The 22,734-nt window shown below is 67.6% G+C and carries 22 protein-coding genes; 4 read left to right on the top strand and 18 right to left on the bottom strand.

The features are described 5' to 3' along the window. Positions 1-136: 136 nt before the first annotated feature. The 4 genes from DZG09_RS03650 to DZG09_RS03635 form a co-directional block, all read right to left on the bottom strand. Positions 137-991: a dihydrodipicolinate synthase family protein gene (locus tag DZG09_RS03650; protein ID WP_119697370.1), complete on the bottom strand. Its 855-nt coding sequence runs from the start codon at positions 989-991 to the stop codon at positions 137-139. Positions 992-1,178: 187 nt separating this feature from the next. Next, positions 1,179-1,970, bottom strand: coding sequence for a sulfite exporter TauE/SafE family protein (locus tag DZG09_RS03645; protein WP_119696329.1), 792 nt, complete (start codon positions 1,968-1,970; stop codon positions 1,179-1,181). Positions 1,971-2,111: 141 nt separating this feature from the next. Next, on the bottom strand, positions 2,112-2,939 hold the full coding sequence (locus DZG09_RS03640) for an N-acyl homoserine lactonase family protein (RefSeq protein WP_119696328.1): 828 nt from the start codon (positions 2,937-2,939) through the stop codon (positions 2,112-2,114). Then, entirely contained in the window at positions 2,936-3,154 is a 219-nt protein-coding gene (locus tag DZG09_RS03635) for a hypothetical protein (protein ID WP_162893140.1), read from the bottom strand. Before DZG09_RS03635 ends, DZG09_RS03640 begins: the two co-directional genes overlap by 4 nt. A 122-nt stretch (positions 3,155-3,276) precedes the next feature. Between DZG09_RS03635 and DZG09_RS03630 the strand changes: the two genes are divergently transcribed. Beyond that, the gene (locus DZG09_RS03630; RefSeq protein ID WP_119697369.1) at positions 3,277-3,636 is read left to right on the top strand and encodes a cupin domain-containing protein; all 360 of its coding nucleotides are present in this window, start codon (positions 3,277-3,279) and stop codon (positions 3,634-3,636) included. 33 nt (positions 3,637-3,669) lie between these two features. Here the strand turns inward: DZG09_RS03630 and DZG09_RS03625 are convergent, their stop codons facing one another. Beyond that, positions 3,670-4,113, bottom strand: a complete 444-nt coding sequence (locus DZG09_RS03625; protein ID WP_119696326.1) for a cytidine/deoxycytidylate deaminase family protein — start codon at positions 4,111-4,113, stop codon at positions 3,670-3,672. Between the two features lie 4 nt (positions 4,114-4,117). Then, the gene (locus tag DZG09_RS03620; protein ID WP_119697368.1) at positions 4,118-4,882 is read right to left on the bottom strand and encodes an amidohydrolase family protein; all 765 of its coding nucleotides are present in this window, start codon (positions 4,880-4,882) and stop codon (positions 4,118-4,120) included. Between the two features lie 181 nt (positions 4,883-5,063). Here DZG09_RS03620 and DZG09_RS03615 point away from each other — a divergent pair, with 181 nt between their 5' ends. Beyond that, a complete protein-coding gene (locus tag DZG09_RS03615) occupies positions 5,064-5,723 on the top strand; it encodes a cyclase family protein (RefSeq protein ID WP_119696325.1) in 660 nt (219 codons plus the stop codon). A 21-nt stretch (positions 5,724-5,744) separates the two neighbouring features. Continuing rightward, the gene (locus tag DZG09_RS03610; RefSeq protein ID WP_119696324.1) at positions 5,745-6,431 is read left to right on the top strand and encodes an alpha/beta fold hydrolase; all 687 of its coding nucleotides are present in this window, start codon (positions 5,745-5,747) and stop codon (positions 6,429-6,431) included. A gap of 21 nt (positions 6,432-6,452) precedes the next feature. On the opposite strand, the gene DZG09_RS03605 is transcribed toward DZG09_RS03610, so the two are convergent. Genes DZG09_RS03605 through DZG09_RS03585 form a run of 5 tightly spaced genes read right to left on the bottom strand, consistent with a single transcriptional unit; the run spans position 6,453 to position 12,901 of the window. After that, entirely contained in the window at positions 6,453-7,733 is a 1,281-nt protein-coding gene (locus tag DZG09_RS03605) for a metal-dependent hydrolase family protein (protein ID WP_119696323.1), read from the bottom strand. Positions 7,734-7,736: 3 nt separating this feature from the next. After that, positions 7,737-8,510 carry an ABC transporter ATP-binding protein gene (locus tag DZG09_RS03600; RefSeq protein ID WP_119696322.1) on the bottom strand — a complete coding sequence of 258 codons (774 nt, stop codon included), beginning with the start codon at positions 8,508-8,510 and terminating at the stop codon, positions 7,737-7,739. Beyond that, positions 8,507-10,237 (bottom strand): dipeptide/oligopeptide/nickel ABC transporter permease/ATP-binding protein, encoded by a 1,731-nt coding sequence (locus DZG09_RS03595; RefSeq protein ID WP_240423669.1) that lies wholly within the window; start codon positions 10,235-10,237, stop codon positions 8,507-8,509. Before DZG09_RS03595 ends, DZG09_RS03600 begins: the two co-directional genes overlap by 4 nt. Then, entirely contained in the window at positions 10,230-11,291 is a 1,062-nt protein-coding gene (locus tag DZG09_RS03590) for an ABC transporter permease (RefSeq protein ID WP_119696321.1), read from the bottom strand. The genes DZG09_RS03595 and DZG09_RS03590 overlap by 8 nt, the downstream gene beginning before the upstream one ends. 44 nt (positions 11,292-11,335) lie before the next feature. Then, entirely contained in the window at positions 11,336-12,901 is a 1,566-nt protein-coding gene (locus tag DZG09_RS03585; protein WP_162893139.1) for an ABC transporter substrate-binding protein, read from the bottom strand. A 398-nt stretch (positions 12,902-13,299) separates the two neighbouring features. On the opposite strand from DZG09_RS03585, the gene DZG09_RS03580 reads away from it, so the two are divergent. Beyond that, entirely contained in the window at positions 13,300-13,803 is a 504-nt protein-coding gene (locus DZG09_RS03580; protein WP_162893138.1) for a RidA family protein, read from the top strand. Positions 13,804-13,836: 33 nt separating this feature from the next. On the opposite strand, the gene DZG09_RS03575 is transcribed toward DZG09_RS03580, so the two are convergent. From DZG09_RS03575 to DZG09_RS03545, 7 genes are read right to left on the bottom strand one after another with little or no spacing between them, the layout of a single operon-like run. Next, complete coding sequence (locus DZG09_RS03575; protein WP_119696318.1) at positions 13,837-15,252, bottom strand: amidase; 1,416 nt, start codon at positions 15,250-15,252, stop codon at positions 13,837-13,839. Beyond that, positions 15,249-16,268: a phosphotriesterase family protein gene (locus DZG09_RS03570; RefSeq protein ID WP_119696317.1), complete on the bottom strand. Its 1,020-nt coding sequence runs from the start codon at positions 16,266-16,268 to the stop codon at positions 15,249-15,251. The genes DZG09_RS03575 and DZG09_RS03570 overlap by 4 nt, the downstream gene beginning before the upstream one ends. Beyond that, complete coding sequence (locus DZG09_RS03565) at positions 16,265-17,602, bottom strand: amidohydrolase (RefSeq protein ID WP_119696316.1); 1,338 nt, start codon at positions 17,600-17,602, stop codon at positions 16,265-16,267. Before DZG09_RS03565 ends, DZG09_RS03570 begins: the two co-directional genes overlap by 4 nt. Next, positions 17,599-18,312: a cysteine hydrolase family protein gene (locus DZG09_RS03560; RefSeq protein ID WP_119696315.1), complete on the bottom strand. Its 714-nt coding sequence runs from the start codon at positions 18,310-18,312 to the stop codon at positions 17,599-17,601. Before DZG09_RS03560 ends, DZG09_RS03565 begins: the two co-directional genes overlap by 4 nt. A 51-nt stretch (positions 18,313-18,363) precedes the next feature. Further along, entirely contained in the window at positions 18,364-19,830 is a 1,467-nt protein-coding gene (locus DZG09_RS03555; protein ID WP_205529044.1) for an aldehyde dehydrogenase family protein, read from the bottom strand. A gap of 18 nt (positions 19,831-19,848) precedes the next feature. Beyond that, positions 19,849-21,378 (bottom strand): glutamine synthetase family protein, encoded by a 1,530-nt coding sequence (locus tag DZG09_RS03550; RefSeq protein WP_119696314.1) that lies wholly within the window; start codon positions 21,376-21,378, stop codon positions 19,849-19,851. Then, positions 21,371-22,708, bottom strand: coding sequence for a Rieske 2Fe-2S domain-containing protein (locus DZG09_RS03545; RefSeq protein ID WP_119696313.1), 1,338 nt, complete (start codon positions 22,706-22,708; stop codon positions 21,371-21,373). The genes DZG09_RS03550 and DZG09_RS03545 overlap by 8 nt, the downstream gene beginning before the upstream one ends. Positions 22,709-22,734 lie beyond the last annotated feature (26 nt).

The raw sequence follows: 22,734 nt of genomic DNA, 5'->3' as shown, positions 1-22,734 counted from the left end.
CCAGACCCGCCCACCCACACGGTCGTCACCCAACCGAGACGACCCGCCGGAGCCTCGACCTGAACCGGACGCTCTCAGCTCCGCGACAGCGTCGCCTCCGGCCCGACCGCCCGGCCGGAAGGCCCCGCGGCATCTGTCAGGCTCGCGCGAGAACCCCCGCCAGCCGCACCCGCACCTCGTCGTCCAGTCCGATCAGCGGCCGTGGCAGGCAGGGGCGCCTCACGAGGCCGAACTGCTCGGCGATGGCCGCCATCACGCGCAGGCCGCCGCCGGCCTCGGCGTAGATCTCCCACAGCGGCCCCAGCTCGTCGTTCCCCGTCTGCCACAGCCGCACCGCCTCATCCGGCAGCGTCCCCGCCAGCACCGAGTACCACGCATCGCTCCCGGCCGCCCTCCCCGCTGCGGCGAACGCGTCACCGGACACGCCGATGGTCACATGCTCGGGAACCATGCTCCGGATGCGCGAGACGAGCGCCGCCGCAGCCTCCGGATGCGCGGGAACGCCCGGGATCTTGATCGACGCGATGCCGTCGATCTCGGCAACCCTGGCATACATCTCCGGCGTGAATGCGTAGCCGGTCGTGCGCGGGTTGTCGTACACGACGATCGGCAGCTCGCTCTGCCCCGCTACATCGCGGAACAGCCCGAGCACCTCGTCGTCGCTCAGCGGCTGATACGAGACGGGCGCGAGCAGCACACCGTCTGCGCCGGCCTCGGCGGCATCGGCGACGTGCTCGATCACATGGCGTGTGCGGGTGGCGCCGACTCCGGCGAACACCGGCTTCTCGCCCGAGTTCTCCACCGCGATACGCAGCGCGGCGGCCCGTTCCTCGCGCGACAGATACGCGTACGATCCCGTAGATCCCAGCGCCGTGATCGACGAGACCCCGCTGGCAGCCACCCGTCGCACGATCCCCGCATACGCCTCCTCGTCGATCCGGTCGTCGATGAACGGAGTGAGGGGGAACGCGCTGACACCGGTGAAGGTCATGGTGTCAGCGTACGACCCGCCGAGCGTGCCGCTTGCGTCCGGATGCGAGCGGAGCTCGCTCGACCACAAGGCGTGCGCTCAGATTCCGCCATCCTCGATTCCTGCTTCACTGCCCGAGGAAGGTCGCTCGACGCGCAACGCGTGCGAGGCGCACGAGATCTGCCGAAGCAACGGCGCTGCGCGCGCTTCAACGACTGCGGAACGTCTTGATCACCATCTGAACGGCGATGAAGACGAGGAAGATCGCGAACAGGACGTTGCCCGCGAACGGGTCGACGCGAACGGCCAGCCACGCACCGAACGCCGTCGTCGTGCACGCCGAGACGCCGATGATGCCAGCTGCGACGAGGTCGACGTTGTGCCGGCGCAGGTTCCCGATCGTGCCGGAGACCGCTGCCGGGATCATCATGAGCAGCGATGTGCCCTTCGCGACCAGATCGCTCGTTCCGAAAGCGAGCATGAGCACCGGCACGACGATGATCCCGCCTCCCACCCCGATCAGTCCGGACACCGTGCCGGTGGCCAGGCCGAGCAGCACCAGAAGCGCCGCGGTGAGCCACGTCAGCTCCCATATCGCCTCCCGAGATGGAATCACCACGAAGAGCATCACGATGACGACCGCGAGGAAGGCGACGAAGCACAGGCGCAGAATGCGCTGAGACACCTGCGGAAGCAGCCAGGTGCCGATCTGGGCACCGACGATCGCGCCGCACGCGAGCAGCAGCGCCGGCAACCACGCGACGGACCCGTGGCCGGCGTAGGAGATGACCCCGATCACCGCTATCGGCACGATCGCCGTCAACGAGGTGCCTGCGGCCAGCCGCTGGTCGAAGGACAGCAGCAGAACGAGCAGAGGCACGATGACCGTGCCTCCTCCCACGCCGAACAGTCCGGAGAGCATCCCGGTGAGCAGGCCGATGCCGATGCACCAGAGCACGTAGCCGGGACTCCGACGAACGCCGACGGGAACTGCGTGCATCTGCACTCTCCAGACTGTTGGATCCAATACAAGCATTATAGGATACGAACAACGCGGATCTACCGAGAGGAACGTGAAGCTCCCGACCTGGTTGTGCGCGACTCGCCGACGCGCTGCGCTGACGGGCGGGGCCACACCTCGTCAGCGCCTGCGGATGGTCCGCTGCCAAGGCTCCCATTCCGGATCGTGCGACGGCCACACCACGGTGTCGGCTCGTGCATCGAGCGCCGTCAGACGGTCGACCGCGCGCTGCGCTGCCGCATCGTCGACGGGATCCGCGACGGAACCCGTCGGGGCGCGCTGGTCGATGTTGGCACGCAGGTCGGCGGCGTCGCCTGCCAGCACGATCGACTCGCCCGCGAGGCGGACGACGAACGACTGATGACCAGGAGTGTGGCCGGCCGTGTCGATGGCGTCCACCCCAGGTGCAAGCGACGTGTCCCCGTCCAGCAGACCGATCCGCAGCCTCGGGTGATCGAAATCGGCACGGAAGAGGAACGCTGCGCGCTCCGACGGAGCCTCACAGACGTGCTGCCATTCGCGGCGCTGCAACAGGAGAGGCTGGTCGTCGTCGAGCAGCCGAGCCGCGCCGGTGTGGTCGAAGTGCGCGTGCGAGATCGCGGCGCCGGCGAGGTCGCCCCACTGCAGACCTGCCTCCGCGACCTGATCGACAAGAGGGTCGCCCTGCGGGACGATCGGGGTGTAGCCCTCGTAGTCGAAGGATGCCGCGCGCCTGACCGGATCCCGCACCCGGTCAGGATCGAAGCCGCCGTCGAGAAGAATCCAGCCTTCGTCGTAGACGACAGCGGCTGCCGTCACCGGCTCCATCAGATGGCGGAATGCACTCCCGCCGCGAATCGAGACGTCTTCCCGGATCGGTTCGAACCCGAGAACCATCGGAACGAGCCGCCGAGGCCTGCCGCGCACAGCCAGCGGAGCGGCTCCCGTCCACGCATCGACACGGGTCATACCGCGGCCGCCACAGAATTCCCGCCGGCTTCCAGCAGTTGATCGTTCAGTGCTCGCCCACGCAGATGAGCACCCGTCACCAGCAGGTCGACACCCGACGCGGCGATGCCCTCGGCGAGGTGGGCGAGAGCCCGATCAGCGAACGGCGATCCCGTGAGCATGACCCCGAACGGCAACCCGTCGACGAAGCCGTCGTGATCGCCGACCATCGACACCAACCCCGTCTCTGTGATCCATACGGTTCGTTTCGGAGCGAACACAGCTGCGAGCCCTGGAGCACCGATCTGGTCGCACCTTTCCCATTGAGGATCCACTGTATCTCATTTAGGATCCAATGATGACGCAAACCTACCGCCCCGCCGAGATTCCCGCCACTGAGCTCGAGGCGAAGCCGCTCGCCCTTCCGAGTGCCCGACCGATCTCCGGTGAGATCATCACGCGCTCGAAAGTGGAGTTCATCAATGATGAGCGCACCGTTATCTCCGGCACCTGGGAGAGCGACCTCGGCACATCGCGCTGGGAGTTCCTGACGCGTGCCGAGATCGTGCACATTCTCGAGGGTGCGATGACCGTGCAGCGCGACGGCGAGGAAGCCGTCGAGCTCACCACCGGGAGCGTCGCATACTTCCCGCTCGGCTGGACCGGCGTCTGGACGGTTACGCGACCGGTGCGCAAGTTCTACGTCGTCTACAAGTGAGTGCGCGTGGTGAGGGGCACCGCTCGACGTTCCTCACCACCGTCGCGTGCGCTTGACCGGCAGCAGCTCCCGGGCGGCGACCGCGACGGTCTCGTCCCCCTGCGTCACCCACACCCTGGCCTCCGGCCAGTAATCCGTGATGAGTTCGGCGCACACCCCGCACGGCTCGATGACGTGTGTCGATCCGCCTGGGCGCCTCAGCACGCTCACCGCGGCTATCAGCTCGCCGGAACCACCGGACGCCCGGTGCGCGACGACCCCGGACGCGGCGGCGCCCTCGGCGCACACGCTGCTGCGACGCGCTGAGCCGTCGACGTGCACGCCCAGATGGACGGCACCATCAGCAGTCCGCATCGCCGCCACGACCTCGTGCCGCCCCTCCGCGTACGCGCGGTCGAGCAGGTCGAGCGCCCTCGCCATCAGCTCCGCGTCGTCGTCGCCCATGACGGCAGGGCGGGTCAGAGGTGGTCGTGACATCAGCTCACCCTTCGATCCGCATGATGCGGGCGTAGTTCCCGCCTTCGATGAGCGCGCGATCCGCTTCGTCCGGCACGGCTTTCAATATCTTCATCCGCTCGAGATCGAAGTCCGAACCCGGCCACTCCGATCCCAGCAGGATCTTCTCGGGTCCGACGCGCGCGTACGCGCGCTTGACGTCCGCCATCAGCGTCGCCGACGTCTCGAGGTAGACGTTCGATCGGCGCTCGGCGACGATGATGGCCTCCGGCACGTTCCACACCGCGCCCATGTGCGCGATGATCGTCGGCACGTCCGGGTGCCCCTTCGCGATCTCCTCGATCGCGAACGGTGCGCAGAAGGCATCGTCCAGGGCATTGACGATGACGGCCATACCCAGATCTGCACACAGGCGGAAGACGGGATCGAGCAGGCCGTGATCCGCCACGTGGTAGCCGTGCATGCTGGGGTGCAGCTTCAGTCCGCGGATTCCCGCCTCGCTCATCCGGCGGATCTCGCTCAGCGCATCGTCCGCCTGAGGCATCACCTGACCGAACCCGATGAACCGGTCGGGATGAGCGTCTTGAAGCCCGATGATGAAGTCGTTCTCGATGCGCTGCGCAAGCGAGCAGACCATCGCCATGTCCACCCCGGCCGCATCCATACGGGTGAGGATGCGATTCGGATCGAACGGCGTGTATGCGGGCGGCTCCTCACCAGGGCGCGCACCGGTCAGATAGTCGGAACGACCCCGCACATCCTGGGTCGTGTTGTATGCGTCGATGATCATGCCGTCATCCTTCTGGCTCGCGAACATATGGATCCACTTTCTTGATGTTAGGATACATTCTCAATCACGACTCGAGAGCCTGGCGACGTGCGGCATCATGATCGCGGAAGCGAGCAGGACCTCATTTGGGATACAATCCCAATAGAATCGAATGCAATTTACTTCAACGTCTGGAGGCTGCATGACCGATCCCATCGACATCAACATTCCCATCCACGGCGACATGCTGCACTGGGGGCGCCGACCAACGTACGAGATGGTCGAGCAGATCGCCGATGGGTTCGCCTCCGATGTCTCACGCTGGCTGATCGGTGCCCACACCGGCACGCACGTCGACGCTCCATCCCATTTCGTCCCGGGCGGTGCGACCGTGGATCAGATCGCGTTGGAGAGCGTCGTCGGCCCCGTCCGCGTGCTCGATCTGCGTGCGGTGAGCGAGGAGATCACCGCGGAGGATCTCGAGGCCGCCGGCGCGGAAGGCGCAGAAAGAGTGCTGTTCCGGACGCGCAACTCCACCGACGCGCTCACACGCGCTGAGAAGTCGGAGACCTGGGTGGGGCTCGGCCCCACCGGCGCTCAGTGGCTGGCGGATCGCGGCGTGCGATTCGCCGGGAACGACTACATGACCATCGAGGCCCCGGAACACACTCAGGAGTGGCCGACCCACGTGATTCTCTGCACGGCGGGAATCGTGATCCTGGAGAACGCCGAGCTCTCACGTGTGGAACCGGGGGACTACCTGATGGTCTGCCAGCCGGTGCCGTTCGAAGGGCGCGAGGCCGCGCCTGCTCCGACGATCCTCCTCCCGCTGCCCGCGGAGGACGCGGCCCGACTGCGCTGATCCCGCTTGAAGGAGTGCACGATGCACATCATCCTCGTTCACGGCATGGGCGGCTCCGACTACGACTGGAGCGCTGTCGCCCCGCTCCTCGAGGCGTCGGGCCATCTCGTGGCCGTGGCCGACAACCCGTCCCAATCGCTCGACGACGACGTCGCAGCGGTGCGTGCACTGGTCGATGCCGCAGACGGAGACGTCCTGCTCGTCGGACATTCATACGGCGGCGCGGTCATCACCGACGCCGGACGACACGAACGCGTCCGAGGAGTCGTCTACATCGCCGCCTTCGCGCCGGCCGAGGGCGAGACGGTGAACGGGATCGTCACCGGCTACGAGCCGGCCGAGGTCTCACGGTTCATGACTCGAGGGCCTGACGGAGAGTGGAGCAGCGTCGAGAGCGAAGAGGCGCGCATGGCGCTGTCGTGGGATGTGCCGGAACAGGTGATGCTGGCACGTCGCGAGCGCAGAAGAGCCAGCGCCGATGGCATCTTCACCCGCCCCGCCGGCGAACCCGCGTGGGCGACGAAGCCGGCGTGGTACATGATCGCGACACTCGACAAGCACCTGCGCCCAGAGGCGCAACGCGACATGGCTACGCGCGCTCATGCGACAGTCGAAGAGATCGCGACCAGTCATTCGATCCCGCTGGCTGCGCCGGAGCGCGTCAGCTCCTTCGTCTCCAGCGCTGTCGCTGCGCTCTCACCGAGATGACCTGGCCGGGCCCCGATGCGTTCAGCCAGCTCGACGATCGCGATCGACGACGACCCGGCCCGACTGCACGACCATGCGCATGGCGTCCGGTTCGCACAGTCGGTCGAGCGACGTCAGAGGATCAGTGTCCGTGACGACGAAATCGGCCATCTTGCCTACGGCAACCGATCCGACCCGATCCTCGATTCCCAGTACCCGCGCACCAGCCATCGTGCCGGCGTGCAGGGCGGCCTCGGGAGTCAGCCCTGCTTCGATCAGCCATGCCAGCTCGCCGAGGTTCCGACCGTGGGGCACCACCCCGGCGTCGGTGCCGAGTGCGACGGGAACTCCCGCGGCGATCGCACGGCGAATCGAGTCCATGCCGCGTCGGCGCATGTTCTCGCGCTCATGGCGCCGCTCTGCTGTGACGCCCTGGCCGATGTCGCGCATCAGTGTGCTCAGCGTCGGCACCAGCACCGTGTCGTGCTCGCGCATGAGGTCGATCGTGGCATCCGACAGGTCATAGCCGTGTTCGATCACGCTGGCACCGCCTCGCACGGCGGCACGCGCCGCCGCATCGGTGAGCGCGTGCGCCGTGATGGGCAGGCCCCCGCGCTCGTCAGCGAGCCGACGGATCAGACGGACCTGCTCCTCGGTGATTCCGGTGTCCTCCGGCGCATCCGTCGGCGACCCTGACCCGCCCGACGCCGAGACCTTGATCACATCCGCGCCCATCCGGATCAAGCGGCGCACGGCACGTATGACGTCATCATCCGTGTCGACGACGCCTGGCTCCGGCATCTCCGGGCGTATCGCCCAAGCAGGCATGCTGCCGTTCGGCAGCACGGGGTCGGCGTGCCCGCCCGTCGGCGAGAGCATCGAAACCGCCAGGTGCAGTCGCGGTCCGACAGCCGTCCCGCATTCGATCGCCTGCCGGTACCCCGGAGTGAGGCCGTCGAGATCGCGTGCGGTCGTGACACCTGCCTCGAGAGTCGCACGCAGCTGTGCCGCAACCGCAAGCACCGACTCCTCCGCGAACCATGCGCGCTGCCGTTCGACTGCCGTCGGCACCATCGCGAGGTGCACGTGCACGTCGACGAAGCCTGGCGTCAGCCACGCCCCCGTCAGGTCGACGACGCGCACTCCGTCGTCGATGCTCCCCTCCCGCCGCGGGCCGACGTAGCGCACGACGCCGTCCTGAACCTCCACCTCTGATTCGGGGAGCGGAGCGTCTGTCTCACTGTCGACGAGAGTGGCACCGCGGAAGACCACTCGACCTTCAGCAATCGGGGTGAGCGGCAGTCGAGGTCGTGTCCGACTCATCCTTCAGCTCGCAAGACGGAATCCGGGCGATCCCGGGTCGGCGTCGAGCAGTCGACGGGTGTACCAATGCTGGGGGTCCGCATAGATCCTCTCCACCGGCCCGGCCTCCACGACTTCACCGCGATACAGCACGACGACCTCGTCGCTCACTCGCTGCACCACCGCGAGGTTGTGCGAGATGAACAGCACGGTGATGCCGAGGGACTCCTTGATCTCGGCGAGCAGGTCGAGGATCTGCGCCTGGACGGAGACGTCGAGGGCGGAGGTGATCTCGTCCGCGATCACGACGTCCGGCTCGATCACGAGGCCGCGTGCGATCGCGATGCGCTGTCGCTGTCCGCCGGAGAACTCGTGAGGGTAGCGATGCATCATCTCCGGCTCGAGACCGACCAGACTCAGCCATGACGCGATCTGGTCTTCGTGCGTCTTCACCCGTGCGCGCACCGGATCGATGGCCTCGGCCAGCGTCTGGGCGATCGTGCGACGCGGCGAGAGCGAAGAGTAGGGATCCTGGGGGATCATCTGGGTGCGGCGCCGCTGCCGACGGAGCGTCGTACGGTCGTGCCTGGTCAGATCGTCGCCCCCGACGATCACGCTTCCCGCCGCGGGCCCCACCTCTCCGACGAGCACCTTCGCCAGAGTCGACTTGCCCGATCCCGATTCGCCGACGACCCCGACCGTTCGGCCGCGCTCCACCGCGAGATCCACGCCGTGGAGCACCTGAACCGATCCGAATGCGACGTCCAGTCCGCGTACTTCCACCATCGGTCCGGTCATACGGCCGCCTCTTTCTCTGCGCTGCGATCCGACTGCGACACGACGGGCGTCGCCGCGAGCAGCTTCTTCGTGTACGGATGCACCACCTTCGCGTTCGTCAGATCCTCGGTGTCATCGATCCGCTCGACGATCTCGCCGTCCTTGAGCACGAGCACGCGATCACAGAGCGCGCGCACCACCCCGAGATCGTGCGAGATGAACAGGACTGCCGTGCCCGACTCCGCATTCATCCGCTTGAGCACCGACAGCACTTCGCGCTGCACGGTCACGTCGAGTGCTGTTGTGGGCTCGTCCGCGATGAGCAGATCCGGATCGGGGCTCATGGCGGAGGCGATCATCGCCCGCTGCTTCATGCCGCCTGACAGTTGGTGGGGATACTGACGCAGTCGACCCTCCGGATCCGTCAGACGCACGTCTCGGAACCCCGCCAGCAGCCTGGCTGCTGCGCTTCGGCGCGTCTGCCCGAGCCGCAGCCGCAGTACATCGGTGAGCTGACTGCCCAACAGCAGTGCGGGGTTGAGCGAAGTGCCAGGATCCTGATAGACGAGACCGACGCGGGACGCCAGTTCTCGGTCCGAGACCCGGCCCAGCAGATCGGTCCCGGCCAACTCGAGCCGCCGCGCGGAGGCGGAGAGTCCCTCACTGAGCAGCCGGGCGACCACCGAAGCGGTGAGCGATTTGCCGGAGCCCGACTCTCCCACGATGCCGAGGACCTCCCCGCGGCGAATGGTGAACGACACGTCGGAAACGAGCTCGCGGCCGCTGGACTCGTGCGTCACTGTGATGCCCTCCGCGGCCAGCACGACATCGGACGGGATCGGTGCAGATGACGGCGGCTCGGCGGCACGCACGAACCGCGCCCTGGTGCCGTTGGAACGGGGGTTCGCTGCGGCCGCGAAGCCGTCGCCCAGAAGGAGCGCGGCGAGCGAGGCGAAGGTCAGCGCAACAGCGGGTCCGGCGATGACGACAGGGTTCACCATGATCTTGCTCAGTCCCTCGTTGAGCAGCGTCCCCCAGTCGAAGGCGGGTGACTGCGCCCCGAGACCGAGGAAGGACAGACCCGAGATCTCGACGAGCGTTCCGGCGAATGCTCCGGCGATCAGGATCAGAATCGGTTCCGCCATGTTGGGAAGGACATGGCGGACGGCGAGCCGCGACATCGGCACCCCCATCAGCCGCGCCGTCGTGACGTACTCACTCGACGCGATTCTGGCAGCGAGGTTCGCCGTCAGACGCGCGAAACCCGCTGTGTTCGCGATGGCGATTGCGAGCACGACCTGCACGACGCCCTGGCCGAGGATCGCTGCCATGATGATCGCGACCAGCATGGTCGGATAGCTCACCGCGAACTCGACCGCCCGCAGTCCGAACTCACGCAGCCGACGCGGCGCGAGCCAGATCGCAATGCCCACGGCGATGCCCGCAACGGCGGACAGCCCCGTCGCCACGACCGCCATCAGCACGGTCGGACGCGTGGCGACCAGCGTGCGCGCCAGCATGTCGCGGCCGAGCGTATCCGTGCCGAGCAGATGCTCCGGACTTGAGCCGGAGTTCGGCGAGCTGGTGCCGAGCCCTGTGGCCTGGTCCGCCAGTGTGAAGGGGGCGAGGATGGCCGTGACGGCGATGAGCACGAGCATCACCAGACCGGCGATGAGACCGCCGTTCCACGCAAATGCTCTGGGTCGGTCGGAACCCGCTGTACGCAGCAGCGAAGTGGTCTCACCCACGCTCTTCTCCCAACGTTCGCGGATCGATGATGCCGAGGATCACGTCGATGACAAGCGTGATGACGAGCGAGATCAGGCCGATGACGAACACAGCCGCACGGATCACGGGGTAGTCCTTGTCGATCGCGATCGCCTGGACGATGACGCCGCCGAGACCCGGCCAAGCGAAGACCGCCTCCGTGATGAGAGCCGAGCCCAGCAGTGCGGTCAGGATGATTCCTGAGAGGGTGAGCGCGGTTGTGAGCAGATTCGGGAGCATGTGCTTGACGTACAGCGCAAGAGCCGGCAATCGCCAGCCGCGAGCCGTGCGCATGTAGTCCTGCTCGAGGATCACCGCGGCCTCGCGGCGGACGATTCGAGCGACCGAACAGGCGCCGCCGAGCGTGAGGGAGAGGATCGGCAGGATGGCCGCCTGCCGGAGATCGTAGGCCTGCGAGTAGGCAGGCGGGAGCGCCCCGAGCCATACGGCGAAGATCACGACCAGTGCGGTCGCCTGGACGTACACGGGCACGGAGGAGATCAGTCCGGTCACGACGTTGAACGCCGCTCCCAGGAACCGTCTCCGGTCGCCGCGAGTGGCCACGCCGATCGCCATCCCGCAGGCGATGCCGAGCACCAGGAGCAGCAGCACCGCGGGGATGGTGATGCTCAGCGTGTAGGGCACCGCTGCGAGGACGACATCCAACGCGGGAACGCGGAAGCGGAAGGAATCGCCGAAGTCGCCTCGGACCACGCCGAACAGGTAGTCCGCGAACTGGACGAGGACGGGTTGGTCCAGCCCGAGTTGGGCGCGGACCATCTCCACTTGGGCGAGCGTCGCGTTCTCGCCGGCGATCGCAACCGCCGGGTCGCCGGGAATCAGCTGCACGATCAGGAAGGTGATCACCACGAGCAGTGCGACGTTGATGACCAGCCCGACGGCCCGGCGCAGGAGGAACCTGCGCCATGCGCCTCCGAGGGACGCGGCGCGGGGGCCGCCCGCGTCATCCGGGCCATCCGGAGCAGGGCCATCCGGAACCGCGGTCGCGGAGGGCACGACGGGGACGATGCTCATGTTCGAATCTCCTGTGGGTTCCGGTCAGGACCGCATGTCACAGGTCAGCCCGTGATGCGCATCGCCGTCGGGTCCCAGTATCCGCTGAACACGTGGGCGGCGAAGCCCGGACGAGTGACATACCGGTGCGTGTCGGTGATCAGCGGCATCATGTCGACGCGCTCCAGCACGGTCCTCTGCGCTTCCTCGAACGCGGCGCACTGCGCGTCCTGGTCGGCCGATTCCATGGCTTCCGCCAAGGAGGCGACGCCTTCGGGATTATCGGCGCCCACGACGTTCGTCCCGCCCTGCGAGTACGTCGGGCCGAGGTATCGCGCGATCGAGAGATGGATCAGACCGGGCCCCGCGTTCTCCGCGGCGATGGCCAGATCCCATTTCTGAGGTTCGGAGCGCATCTGGGACGACCACTCCGCCGGGTCGGGAGCGGATACCTCGACGGTGGCGCCCGCCGCTCTGAGGGACTCCGCGAGATAGTCGGCGGCCGGATCCCAGTTGCTCATCAGCAGCAGCCGGATGGTCTGACCCTCGAGCTCAGCAGATGCCGCCGCGGGGTCGTACTCCTGCAGCAGCGAGGGATCCTCCAGCGCGCAGACGTAGCCGGCCGAGTTGACCGTGTACTGCGTCTCCCCGAGCCCGTCCAGCCCGGCGTCGTTGAATCCCTGCGGATCGATCGCCTGCGCAACGGCGACGCGCAGCGCCTTGTTGCCCTCGAACACCGAGCCCGACTCCGGCGCCTGGTTGAACACGAGGTTGTATGCAGAACTGGCGAAGGAGACCGTGCCGTACCCGTCGTCCTCGCTGAAGCGGGACGCATTGGAGTCGTAGAAGCGCGCTCCGTCGATGCCACCGGAGTCCAGCAGGTTGGCGCTCGTGTTGCCGTCAGGCTGCACTGAGAAGTTGAGCGTCTTCGCGGGTGTGCCGTCGACGGATGACCATTCCGGCCATGCGTCGTAGTCATCGCGCAGCGTGTAGGTGACGCTGGTGCCCGGCTGCTGATCCGACAGGACATACGGTCCGGAGAATGCTCCCTCCACGCTGCCCTCGGCGAGCCCTTCTGGGTCGTCGAGGCCTGCGGGGCAGATGACGCCGAGACCGGGCTGAGAGACTCCGGCGAGCAGCTGTGAGTACGGCTCGCTCACCGTGATCCTGAGAGTTCCAGCGCCGTCGTCGGCCGCAAACGTCGGCTCCCCCGAGCCGAACGCCTGGTTCTTCCACGTCACAGCGGCGGCGTCATCGAGGCCGACGAGATACTCGAACGAGTCGGCGACGATGCTCGGGGTGATCGGGGTTCCGTCCGCACAGGTCGCATCATCGCGCAGTGCGAACGTGTAGTCGGACGGTGAAGCGGCTTCCCATTCGACGGCGAGTCCCCCGACCAGCCCGTCCTCGCCGGCGCGGGTCAGCGTGTCGAAACCGAGTCGCGCATCCTGGAGATCTGATGTGGCCGTCGCGAGGGCCGGGTTGAACGTGGCCGGCGCGTACCATAGCTCCAGATTGATCGAGTCGGTCTCGCTCGCTGGTGCGTCCGGACTGCCGCCGGCGCAGCCCGCAACCGCCATGCCTGCGAGGGCGACGAGTGCGACCCCTGTGATCGGGTTCTTCCTGAACATTCTTGTTCCTCTCAAGGACTTCTGGTGCGCCGGACGGGTTCCACGGTCGCTGCCTCGCATGACACAACGCGATCGGATCAGGATCATTATGGATCCAATGTAGTCATTTACGCATCCAATTGTGTTTCCACAGAGTTACGCTCTGGAAACAAACGAGCCGCCCGAACCAGCCGCAGAGCACGCCGAGCAGGCACGGGGATCCGAGCCGGACGATCGCCGCGCATTCCGACTCCACGTCGGGCGCTTCGTGCCGACAGACGACCGCGACATTGCGATGCGATGTGCCATGGTCATACAGAGCGCTCCCTTGCGTTCAGGTCCATCGGCGTGGATCCAATTTACTATATTGTGGATCCGCTAGAATGTCGAGAGGTTTCTCGATCGCGGAGGTACACGCAATGACGTCACCCGAACAGCGCGCCAAGGATCTCGGACTGCGGATCCCCGACTACAGCGACCCGCCGTACGGCGGGCGCTACGGCAGCGGGCTCAAGGCATTCCACCGCGTCGGCAACCTCGTCGAGCTCAGTGGGATCACCCCGGAGGATCGTTCAGGGAGGCAGCTGCATCCCGGAACGGTCGGCGAGGACGTCACCCTGGGCCAGGCGCGTGAGGCGGCACGACTCACGGCCACTCACGCGCTCGGCATGATTCGACTCGCCGTAGGTTCCCTCGACAACGTCGTCGCGCTCTCCCGCGCGCTCTGCTTCGTCCAGTCAGCGTCGTCGTTCGACCTCCTCAACGAGGTCTCGAACGCAGCCACCGAGCTCTTCATCGACGTCCTCGGCCCGGAGGTCGGTGCCGTCGGCCGTGCGTCGATCGGCGTCACGAGCCTCTCGCGCCGCAACTGCTTCGAGCTGTGGCTGAGCTTCGAAGCCGCCGAATCGGCGGTCGCGGGCTGAGCACGGTCCCGCCGACGCGACGGCTGGACCCCGTCAGACGGCGGGACGCCGGTCCACCATGCCGAGCGCTCGCTCGAAGCCGGCCGAGTGCGACAGAAGATCGAGCTCACCGCGATTGCGGCCGACCACTTGCATCCCCACCGGCAGCGCACCGACGAATCCAGCAGGGGTCACTACGGCAGGGTGCGCGGTGACGGTGATGCGATTCGCAAGCATCTGCCAGCGGAAGTAGCGGTCGTACTCGACATCGCCGACCCTTCGCACCCATTCCTCCTCCGTCGGCGGGGCGGCCACAGGCGTGGCCGGGGTGACGATGACGTCGACGTCCTGGAGGAGTCGTTCCGTGCGTCGGTACACGTCCGTGCGAACCGCGAGGGCGTCGGCGAGCTGAGCGGCCGTCACCCGCTCGCCCTGGCGGATGTTGCGCAGCAGGTCGGGACGCAGAAGCTCCGGGTGCGCCGCGGCCTCCTCGCGGTACGAGGCGTAGAAGTTGAACATCTCGATCGTCTCCCAGGCCGCCTCGGCGTCTGCGAGCGGGATATCGATGTCGATGATCTCGTACCCCGCCGATTCGAGCGTCGATCGTGCCTCCCGCATGACGGTCGCGACCTCATCGGAGATCGGCACACCGTCCGCGTCGGCGCTCCACCCCACCCGCACTCCGACGGGGCCGTCGGCCCGAACGTCAGCGAACGGCCCAGGATCCTCGGCGATCGACATCGGCGCCATCGGATCGGGCCCGGCCATTCCTGCCAGCAGGAGCGCAGCATCCTCGCTCGTGCGTGCCATCGGGCCGAGCACGCCGTGCGCCGTCCATCCGTTGCCGAGCCGTCCGCTCGCGACGCGACCGGGCGTGGGACGCAGCCCGACGACGTTGCAGAACGAAGCCGGATATCGCAGACTGCCGCCGCTGTCGGATCCGTCGGCGATGGGAAGCATGCCAGACGCGAGCGCGGCCGCCGCGCCTCCGCTCGAGCCGCCCGCATGCCTGGAGAGGTCCCACGGGTTGCGACACGTGCCCAGCGCCTGGCTGAACGTGAGCGTCCCCAAGCCACCCTCCGGCGTGTTGGTCTTGCCGATCACGATGGCACCGCTGCGCCGCATTCTGCCCACCATCATGGCGTCCGCTGCCGCGGGAGCGGCCCCGGCGTGCACGGAGGAACCGTGCGTGGTGGGCAATCCGGCGACATCGAGCAGATCCTTCACCGCGGTCGGCAGCCCGTGCAGGACGCCGAGACGGTCGCCGCGTACCACTGCCCGGTCCGCCTCGCGAGCGGCCTCGATGGCCTCCGGCTCGGGGATCATCGCCACAACGGCTTTGATCTCGTCGTTGACCTCGTCGATGCGTTCCAAGTGCGCACGCATGACCTCTTCAGCGGAGATCTCACGTGTGCGGATGCCGGCTGCGAGCTCACGGGCGGTCCACCAGTACAGCGGCTGATCGGTCATGGGGTCGGCTCCGTTCGATTCAGGAGTGCCGCCGGTGCGGCGACGAGGACGTCATGCAGACGGTCGTCCGGCACGCCGAGACGCCGGAGAGCGGGAACGACACGGCGCACGACATGGCCGTACCCCATTCCGCCGAACGCGCTGAGCTGCCCCTTCGTCCAGACCGAACAGGTCAGTGTCACCGGAGCATCCGGGCGGGCGTTGAGAAAACGGGCGACGAAATCGAGCCGTTCGGTGTCAGTTGCATCGCGCGCACGATCGCCGAAGTGGTTCTCGCTGCCGAACGCGAACTCGACGACCGCACCGCGATCGCTCAGTTCGCCCACGTAGCCCTCGTCGAGCACCTTGTCCATGTTGCAGAAGAGGATGCGACCAGGCGCCAGCCCCTCCGACCTGAGGATGTCGACGACCTCCGGACCGCGCCGCGCCGCGCCGTCCAGACGAATGCTCACGGCCGCGCCTGCGGAGGCTGCGGCGCGCGCGGCCGCACGCAGAGCGCGCCGTTCTGCTGGCGTGATCTCCGCGCTCGTACCCAGAAGGCCGAGGAGCCCTGCGCGGAACGCGGTACCGGGGACCGCATCGACCAGAGCCGTGGTGAACTCCGCCTCGAGCGCACTCTCGGGCTTCTCGCGCCATGCCTCGGGGATCGTCTTGTCGATGTATGTGCCGTAGGCGGACACGATTCGCACTCCGCTGCGGCGGGAGATATCGGGCAGGCGCGCGTGGCACGGCCCCATCCCCCATGACGTGGCTTCGACGATCGTACCGAGCCCCGACGCGGCTGCGGAGGCGAGCTCGTCGACCGCGGCGTCCTCGTCGTCAAGAGCAAGATTGTCCGCCAGCGACAGATAGTTCCAGCGCAGGTCGCCGAGGATCTCGGTGCGGATCGGTCCCTCGAGCGGTGCGCCGTCGCGGGTGGGCCGCAGAAGATGACGTGAGTCGGTGAGCACATGCTCGTTGCTCGCCACGATTCCCAGCTCGGCGGGCGAGACGGGGCCGAGCACGGTCTCGATCATGCGGACTCCTCGAACACGGTACGGCCTCCCACGTCGGTGCGGCGCACCGTGAGCGTGCGCAGTGCTTCGGTTCCGGCAGTCGTCGGGTCATCCGACCACAGCGCCCAGTCGGCGCACATACCGGCACGGATCGCGCCTCGGTCGTGCTCCGCTCCTGCGGCATACGAGGCACCAGTGGTGTAGGCGGCGAGTGCCTCCTCCGTCGTGATCGCCTCGGCCATATCGAGCGGCTCCTCTTCGCCGGCGACCCGTCGCGTGACGGCCTGCCACATCAGATGACGGGGATCGAACGCGAAGAACGGCCCGTCCGAGCCGAAGGCGACGACGGCACCTGCATCGAGCCAGCTGCGCACCGGGTTCGCTCGCTCCGCCCGCGCACCCAGCTTGGCACGCAGTCCGCGCCCGTTGTGCCAGATGATGGACGGCTGGACGGAGGCGATCGCCCCCGCATCCGCGAGCGACCGGATGGACTCTGCAGCGGGCTCGAGATAGGCGTGGATCGCCTGGAATCGCTCCCGACGCACGGCCTCACCTGCCTGCGCGTATGCCCGTGCCACCAGCGCGACGGCGCCGCCGCCCACGGCGTGCGTGCCCACGCCCCAGCCGTGCTCGCCGCACCACCGCACCAGCCGCGTGAACTCCTCGTCGGAGATGCGCTGCAGTCCGGCATAGCCGTCGTCGTCCCACGGCCGTTCCAGCAGCGCCTGGCCCATGAGCGCCTCTCCGTCGGCGTACACCTTGATCGGCCCGAGCCGCAGCTGATCGTCGCCGAATCCGGTCGAGAGACCCGTGCCGTCGAGATGGGAGATGACGGCGTCCACGTCCGGAGTCGCGCCGGATCCGATCTCGAGATACGGCATCGCCACGGTCCGCATCGTGAGCATGCCCCGGCGGTGCGCCTCCTGGTATCCGCGCATCTCGTCGACGGTGACCGCAGGGTCGATGACACCGGTGAACCCGAGCGCGTGCAGCAGCGGCTGCACGCGCTCGAGAGCGCGGATCCGGTCTTCGAACGGCGGATCCTCCGGACCGTCGTCGTCGAAGCTGTCGCGCATCCGTTCGATGTAGGTCGCCACACTGTCCTCATCGCTGATGTGGTCCAGCGCCTTGAGCCCGGCTCGCTGCATGTGCATGTGCGCGTCGATGAGCCCGGGAAGGACGACCCCGTCGAGTTCCTCGACGGTCGCGCCCGGAACCGCGGCACGCACGTGGTCGACCGTCCCGACCGCGAGGATCCGTCCCCCATGCACGGCGAACGCCTGGGCGGACGGTGTCGCGGGGTCCATCGTCACGATCGGTGCGACGTACGTCCTCGCCTCGGGCAGCGCGGTCATACGATCCTCTCCTGCTCCTGCTCCTGCTCCTGGGCCTCGGTCGAAGCGTCGGCTCGAGTGCGGCTCCCGGCGTGCACGGAGGACGATGCGAGGCGCGCGTCGAGATAGCCGTGCACGTCGTCCGCGACGACGAGGGCGTCGCGCTGAAGATATCTGATGGCGGCGAGCGCGCTGTCGTGCGCTCGCCGCGTCGATCCCGCGACGCAGTCGGCGATGACACGCACGTGATAGTCGTGCTGGTGGGCATCGACGGCGGTGTAGTGGACGCACACGTCCGTGAGCCCTCCGACGAGGAGAACCGTGTCGGCCCTGTACGCCTTGAGCACGATCTCCAGCTCCGTACCGAAGAAGGCCGAATAGCGACGCTTCCGGATCACGAACTCCTCCGGTCGCGGGTCGAGCCACGCAGCGATCTCGGTGCCGTCGTCGCCTTCGATGCAGTGCGGGCCCTCGGCACCGTCCAGCTCCCGTCCGATGTCGATCAGGGATCGCTTGTGCACCTCCTGGATCCACACCACCGGAACGCCGGCTTCACGGCACCGGTCGACGAGGCGCCGGACTCGGAGACGGCGCGCCTCGCGCCCTTCCGTGACGATCGGGATCCCGCCCTCTGTCTGCGGCGCCTGTCCGGTGCCGCCCTGGAGGTCGACGATGATGAGGACGGGCGCACCGACGATGCGTGCCGGGACGGTTTCCGAGAGTTCGGCCATATCCGCACCGGTTCCGGTCCTCTGCCGACCACGTTCGACTGCGTGCACGGCTCAGACCTCCGGAACAGCCATCACGACGCTCTTCGGCTCCAGGAAGCCACGCAGCCCCTCGTCGCCCAGGTCGCGGCCGACGCCGGAGACTCCGACGCCTCCGAACGACAGCGCAGGGTCGAAGACGTTGTAGGTGTTGACCCACACCGTTCCGACGTCGAGCGCCTGCGCCATGCGGTGAGCCCGGCCGAGATCCCTGGTCCATACCCCCGCGGCCAGGCCGTACGGCGTATCGTTCGCGATGCGGACGGCGTCCGCTTCGTCATCGAAGGGGATGACTCCCACGACCGGCCCGAAGATCTCCTCGCGCGCGATCGTCATGTCGTTGGTGACGTCCGTGAACAGCGTCGGCTCCACGTAGTAGCCGGGTGCGCGCGTGCCCCCGCCGACGACGAGCGTCGCGCCCTCGTCGACGCCCGTCCGGATGTAGTCCAGCACACTGTCGCGCTGCTGGGCGGACACGACAGGCCCGACGGTGATGCCGCCGTCGAGACCATCGCCCATCGGCACCTTGCGCACCGCGGCCGCCAGACGCTCGTTGACATCGGCGAGCACCGAGCGCTGCACCAGGAGCCGGCTGCCTGCCGTGCACATCTGCCCCGAGTGCCCGAAGGATGCACGCATGGCCATCACCACAGCGGCATCGAGATCGGCGTCCTCGAAGACGATGTTCGGATTCTTCCCGCCGAGCTCCAGCGTCACCCGCGTGAACTCCTCTGCCGCCGCGTGCGCCACGGTGCGCCCCACCTCGGTCGAGCCGGTGAACGTGATCTTCGCGATGCCAGGGTGCTCGGTGAGCGCCGCACCGATCCGCCTGTCACCCGTCAGCACGCTCACCACGCCCTCCGGCACCCCTGCACGTTCCAGGATGGCCGCCAGCCTGAGGATCGAAAGCGGCGTGTACGAGGCGGGCTTGGCGATCACCGGGCATCCTGCGGCGAGCGCCGGGGCGAGTTTGAACGACGCCGTCATGAACGGGAAGTTCCACGGCAGGATGACGGCCACCGGTCCCACCGGCTCCAGCGTCGTGTAGACGTGGTGCGCACCTCCGTCGATCGGGATCACCGTGCCGCCGATGCGCGAAGGCGCTCCGGCGAAGTGCCGGAAGGTGCGAGCTGCGTTCGCCACGTCTGCGCGAGAGCGCTCAATCGGTTTGCCGTTGTCACGGGTCTCCAGGATCGCGATCTCCTCCAGCTCCTCCTCGATGAGGTCGGCGACCCGTTGGAGGATCCTGGCGCGCTCGAGCGGTGCCATGCCCCGCCACGTGCCGTCTGCGTGCACCTGCGCCGCAACGGCGACGGCACGATCGATGTCGGCGGACGATGCCTGCGCGACGGTGGAGAGCACCTCCCCGGTCGCGGGATCCGTCACCTCATGGGTTTCCCGTCCCTCTTGGGCGATCCACTCTCCGGCGAGGAAGAACGGCTCGTAGTCGGGCAGGGCCTGCACGGTGCCTCTGATGCTCACGGAGTCATCGCCTTTCGGTCAGAAGATGTCGAAGTACTCACGCTGCTCCCAGTCGGAGACATGGCGAAGATAGCGCGCGAACTCGGCTCGCTTGATGGTCGCATACCAGTTGACGACGACCTCCCCCAGCGCGGTGCGGAACGCGGCATCCGCGTCGAGCGCGTCGACGGCGGCACCCAGTGACTGCGGCAAGGCCTGCGCCTGCGCGCCGTAGGGATCATCGGTGGGAGCCGACGGCACCAGTCCCCTCTCCACGCCGTCCATACCGCTGATCAGCTGGGACGCGATGTAGAGGTACGGGTTGGCGGCCGGCTCACCTGAACGGTTCTCAAGGCGAGTCGCGGGGTCGCCGCCACCGCCGACGGCGCGCACCATGGCGCCCTTGTTGTCGATGCCCCAGGCGATGCGGTCCGGCGCAAGCGAGTTCGGCTGAAAGCGCTTGTAGCCGTTCACCGTCGGCGTGGTGAACGCGGCAGCCGCCGGTGCGTGCTCGAGCAGTCCGGCGAGGTAGGACGCTCCCAGCAGCGACATCGAGGTGCCTGGAGCATCGGGGATGAACACGTTCGCCCCCGTGGACAGCTCGGTGAGGGACTGGTGCAGATGCCACCCCGTCGACGCGGCTTCGGCACCCTGCGGACGGGACATGAAGGTCGCATGCAGACCCTGGCCCGAAGCGATGCGTCGAACGGCTGAGCGGCACAGCACGATGGCGTCGGCGATCTCGGCGGCGCTGCCTGCCTCCATCGTGATCTCGAACTGACTCGGACCGAACTCCAGTTCGATGGAACGAAGCGGGAGATCCAGCTGCGTGAGACCGCGGTAGAGCTCGTCCACAAGCGGCTGCATACGATCGAGACCCTCTTCGAGCAGCAGCTGGGACCCTCTGGTCGTCGGGGCGCTGCTCGCCGCTGCGCCGGGCCGCCCCGGAACGCCGATGTGCTCCGCGGAGAGCGGTTCGCCCTCCGTGCGGTAGACGTGGAACTCGAGTTCGGCGCCCACCGTCATCCCATAGCCGCGCGACGCGAGCGTGGTGAGCTCGTTGCGCAGGATCGTGCGCGTGCAGAACGGTACGGGCGGGCCGTCGGGGAAGTGCACGTCGCAGAGGATCCACCCGGTCCGCTGCGCCCATGGCAGCACACGGAAGGTCGTCGGATCCGGGACGAGCACGATGTCGCCGGCTCCCGTGAAGCCGTCGGCGCCGACGCCCGTGTCGGCCGAGAACACCGAGAACACCGACTGCCCCGAGGTGTCCTTCAGCAGAAGAGAGCTGGGTGCGGTCACGCCCGACCTCATCGCCGCAGACAGGCCGCCGCGCGTGATGGTCTTGCCGCGCAGGATGCCGTGCTGATCGACGAAAGAGAAGCGCACCATCTCGATGCCGAGTTCGTCCACGACACGGCGCATCTGCCCCGCCGCCGCGTACTGGGACTCGTCCCACAGACCGTGCCGAGCGACGAAGCCATCACGATCAGTCGCCAGCATGGGACGGGCCGACACGCCTCCGCCGCTCTCCGCGACGGGGCGTTCGTCGACGTTGCGCTCACGCATCGACGGCCTCCTCCGCGCGCATCAGCGGGCCTGCCCACGGCGAGGCCTCGCGGCGCTCGCGCTCGCGCTCCACCCAGCGCGTCTGCCATGCCTCGTTGGCCGCGATCGTGTCCATCGCCATCGGGCCGGTGAGGGCAGCCGCCTCCTCAGCGCTGACCGGGTGCGATGGCGTCTGGCCTCCGGCCGCGAATGCTTCGATCGCCCGCAGCAGGAGGCGGCGGTTGGCCGTGACCGCACGGTCCGAGACGCCGAGACGCTCGACGGTGCGGTCCTGCACCGGCCCCATGCTCTCGACGGCCCACTGGTCGTGCACGTTGATGTCGAGGCCCATGCCCGTGTAGGTGAGCTCGTTCTGCTCCTGCGGGTCGAAGCCCCAGTTGTTGCTGCGATTGCGCACGGGGCGGTAGTCGGGGAGGGACACGCCCTCGAGCCGCTGCTGGAGAAGTGCGTCCTTGTCCGTGGTCTCCGCGAAGTCGTACCAGATCATGTACCAGTAGTGATGTTCGTCGTCGATCGGCACGTGCCACTGGGTGAACACCTTCGAGTTGCCGAACGGCACGACGAAGGCGTTGGGGAAGAGCAGGTTGGTCACTCTGACGTGTTTGACGTCCTCCGTCAGCTGGCGAACGGCGTACACGCGCAGGCCGTGGTCGGCGCTCTCCACTTCGATGTCAGGACGGTAGCTCTCGCCGACGAGCATCGAGAGCTTCTTGCCCGTCCCCTCGACCTCCTCGGCGAACTGCTGGCCGTACATCTCACGCGGGTCCTCCTGGATGAAGCGGTGGAGGAAGGAGACGTGGCTCGGATCGATCCCGCCCTCGAGCCCTTGCAGCCAGTTGCACTCCCAGAGTCCCTTGAAAGCGAACGTGTACTCATCCGGCGCGACGAAGCAGTCGTAGTCGGGGAACGGAGGCGGATCGCCTGCCCCCATGTAGGCGAAGATGAGCCCGTTCTTCTCGACGCACGGATAGTTCGCGATGCGAATCTTGCCCAGGAACTGGCTGTGCTCCGGTTCGGCCGGCTGCTCGACGCAGCGGCCCTCGCCGTCGTAGAGCCAGCCATGGTAGAGGCAACGGATCCCGTTCTCCTCGTGGCGGCCGTAGGAGAGGTCCACGCCGCGATGCGCGCAGTATCGGCTGATCAGCCCCCACCCCTCGCGCTTCCTGAACAGCACGAGATCCTCGCTCATGATGCGCACGGCCTTCACCGGCCGCTCGCCCGGCATCTCCGAGACCAGCGCCACCGGCTGCCAGTACGACCGCAACAGGTTTCCCAGCGGGGTGCCAGGGCCTGAACGGGTGATCTTCTCGTTGTCTTCCTGTTTCAGCATCGTGAATTACCCCTTGGCATCCGATC

The sequence above is a fragment of the Microbacterium halotolerans genome, from assembly GCF_003569805.1.
GTDB lineage: Bacteria > Actinomycetota > Actinomycetes > Actinomycetales > Microbacteriaceae > Microbacterium > Microbacterium halotolerans.
The sequence above is the reverse complement of the archived record's forward strand: the minus strand, read 5'-3'. Positions and strand labels throughout refer to the sequence as shown.

Excerpts from the sequence above, each read along its gene's own strand:
- DZG09_RS03590 (WP_119696321.1), bottom strand. The coding sequence starts at position 11,291 with ATGAGCATCGTCCCCGTCGTGCCCTCCGCGACCGCGGTTCCGGATGGC.
- DZG09_RS03615 (WP_119696325.1), top strand. The coding sequence starts at position 5,064 with ATGACCGATCCCATCGACATCAACATTCCCATCCACGGCGACATGCTG.
- DZG09_RS03620 (WP_119697368.1), bottom strand. The coding sequence starts at position 4,882 with ATGATCATCGACGCATACAACACGACCCAGGATGTGCGGGGTCGTTCC.
- DZG09_RS03580 (WP_162893138.1), top strand. The coding sequence starts at position 13,300 with ATGACGTCACCCGAACAGCGCGCCAAGGATCTCGGACTGCGGATCCCC.
- DZG09_RS03560 (WP_119696315.1), bottom strand. The coding sequence starts at position 18,312 with ATGGCCGAACTCTCGGAAACCGTCCCGGCACGCATCGTCGGTGCGCCC.
- DZG09_RS03630 (WP_119697369.1), top strand. The coding sequence starts at position 3,277 with ATGACGCAAACCTACCGCCCCGCCGAGATTCCCGCCACTGAGCTCGAG.
- DZG09_RS03600 (WP_119696322.1), bottom strand. The coding sequence starts at position 8,510 with ATGACCGGACCGATGGTGGAAGTACGCGGACTGGACGTCGCATTCGGA.
- DZG09_RS03585 (WP_162893139.1), bottom strand. The coding sequence starts at position 12,901 with ATGTTCAGGAAGAACCCGATCACAGGGGTCGCACTCGTCGCCCTCGCA.
- DZG09_RS03605 (WP_119696323.1), bottom strand. The coding sequence starts at position 7,733 with ATGAGTCGGACACGACCTCGACTGCCGCTCACCCCGATTGCTGAAGGT.
- DZG09_RS03645 (WP_119696329.1), bottom strand. The coding sequence starts at position 1,970 with ATGCACGCAGTTCCCGTCGGCGTTCGTCGGAGTCCCGGCTACGTGCTC.
- DZG09_RS03650 (WP_119697370.1), bottom strand. The coding sequence starts at position 991 with ATGACCTTCACCGGTGTCAGCGCGTTCCCCCTCACTCCGTTCATCGAC.
- DZG09_RS03565 (WP_119696316.1), bottom strand. The coding sequence starts at position 17,602 with ATGACCGCGCTGCCCGAGGCGAGGACGTACGTCGCACCGATCGTGACG.
- DZG09_RS03570 (WP_119696317.1), bottom strand. The coding sequence starts at position 16,268 with ATGATCGAGACCGTGCTCGGCCCCGTCTCGCCCGCCGAGCTGGGAATC.
- DZG09_RS03545 (WP_119696313.1), bottom strand. The coding sequence starts at position 22,708 with ATGCTGAAACAGGAAGACAACGAGAAGATCACCCGTTCAGGCCCTGGC.
- DZG09_RS03550 (WP_119696314.1), bottom strand. The coding sequence starts at position 21,378 with ATGCGTGAGCGCAACGTCGACGAACGCCCCGTCGCGGAGAGCGGCGGA.
- DZG09_RS03625 (WP_119696326.1), bottom strand. The coding sequence starts at position 4,113 with ATGTCACGACCACCTCTGACCCGCCCTGCCGTCATGGGCGACGACGAC.
- DZG09_RS03575 (WP_119696318.1), bottom strand. The coding sequence starts at position 15,252 with ATGACCGATCAGCCGCTGTACTGGTGGACCGCCCGTGAGCTCGCAGCC.
- DZG09_RS03610 (WP_119696324.1), top strand. The coding sequence starts at position 5,745 with ATGCACATCATCCTCGTTCACGGCATGGGCGGCTCCGACTACGACTGG.
- DZG09_RS03640 (WP_119696328.1), bottom strand. The coding sequence starts at position 2,939 with ATGACCCGTGTCGATGCGTGGACGGGAGCCGCTCCGCTGGCTGTGCGC.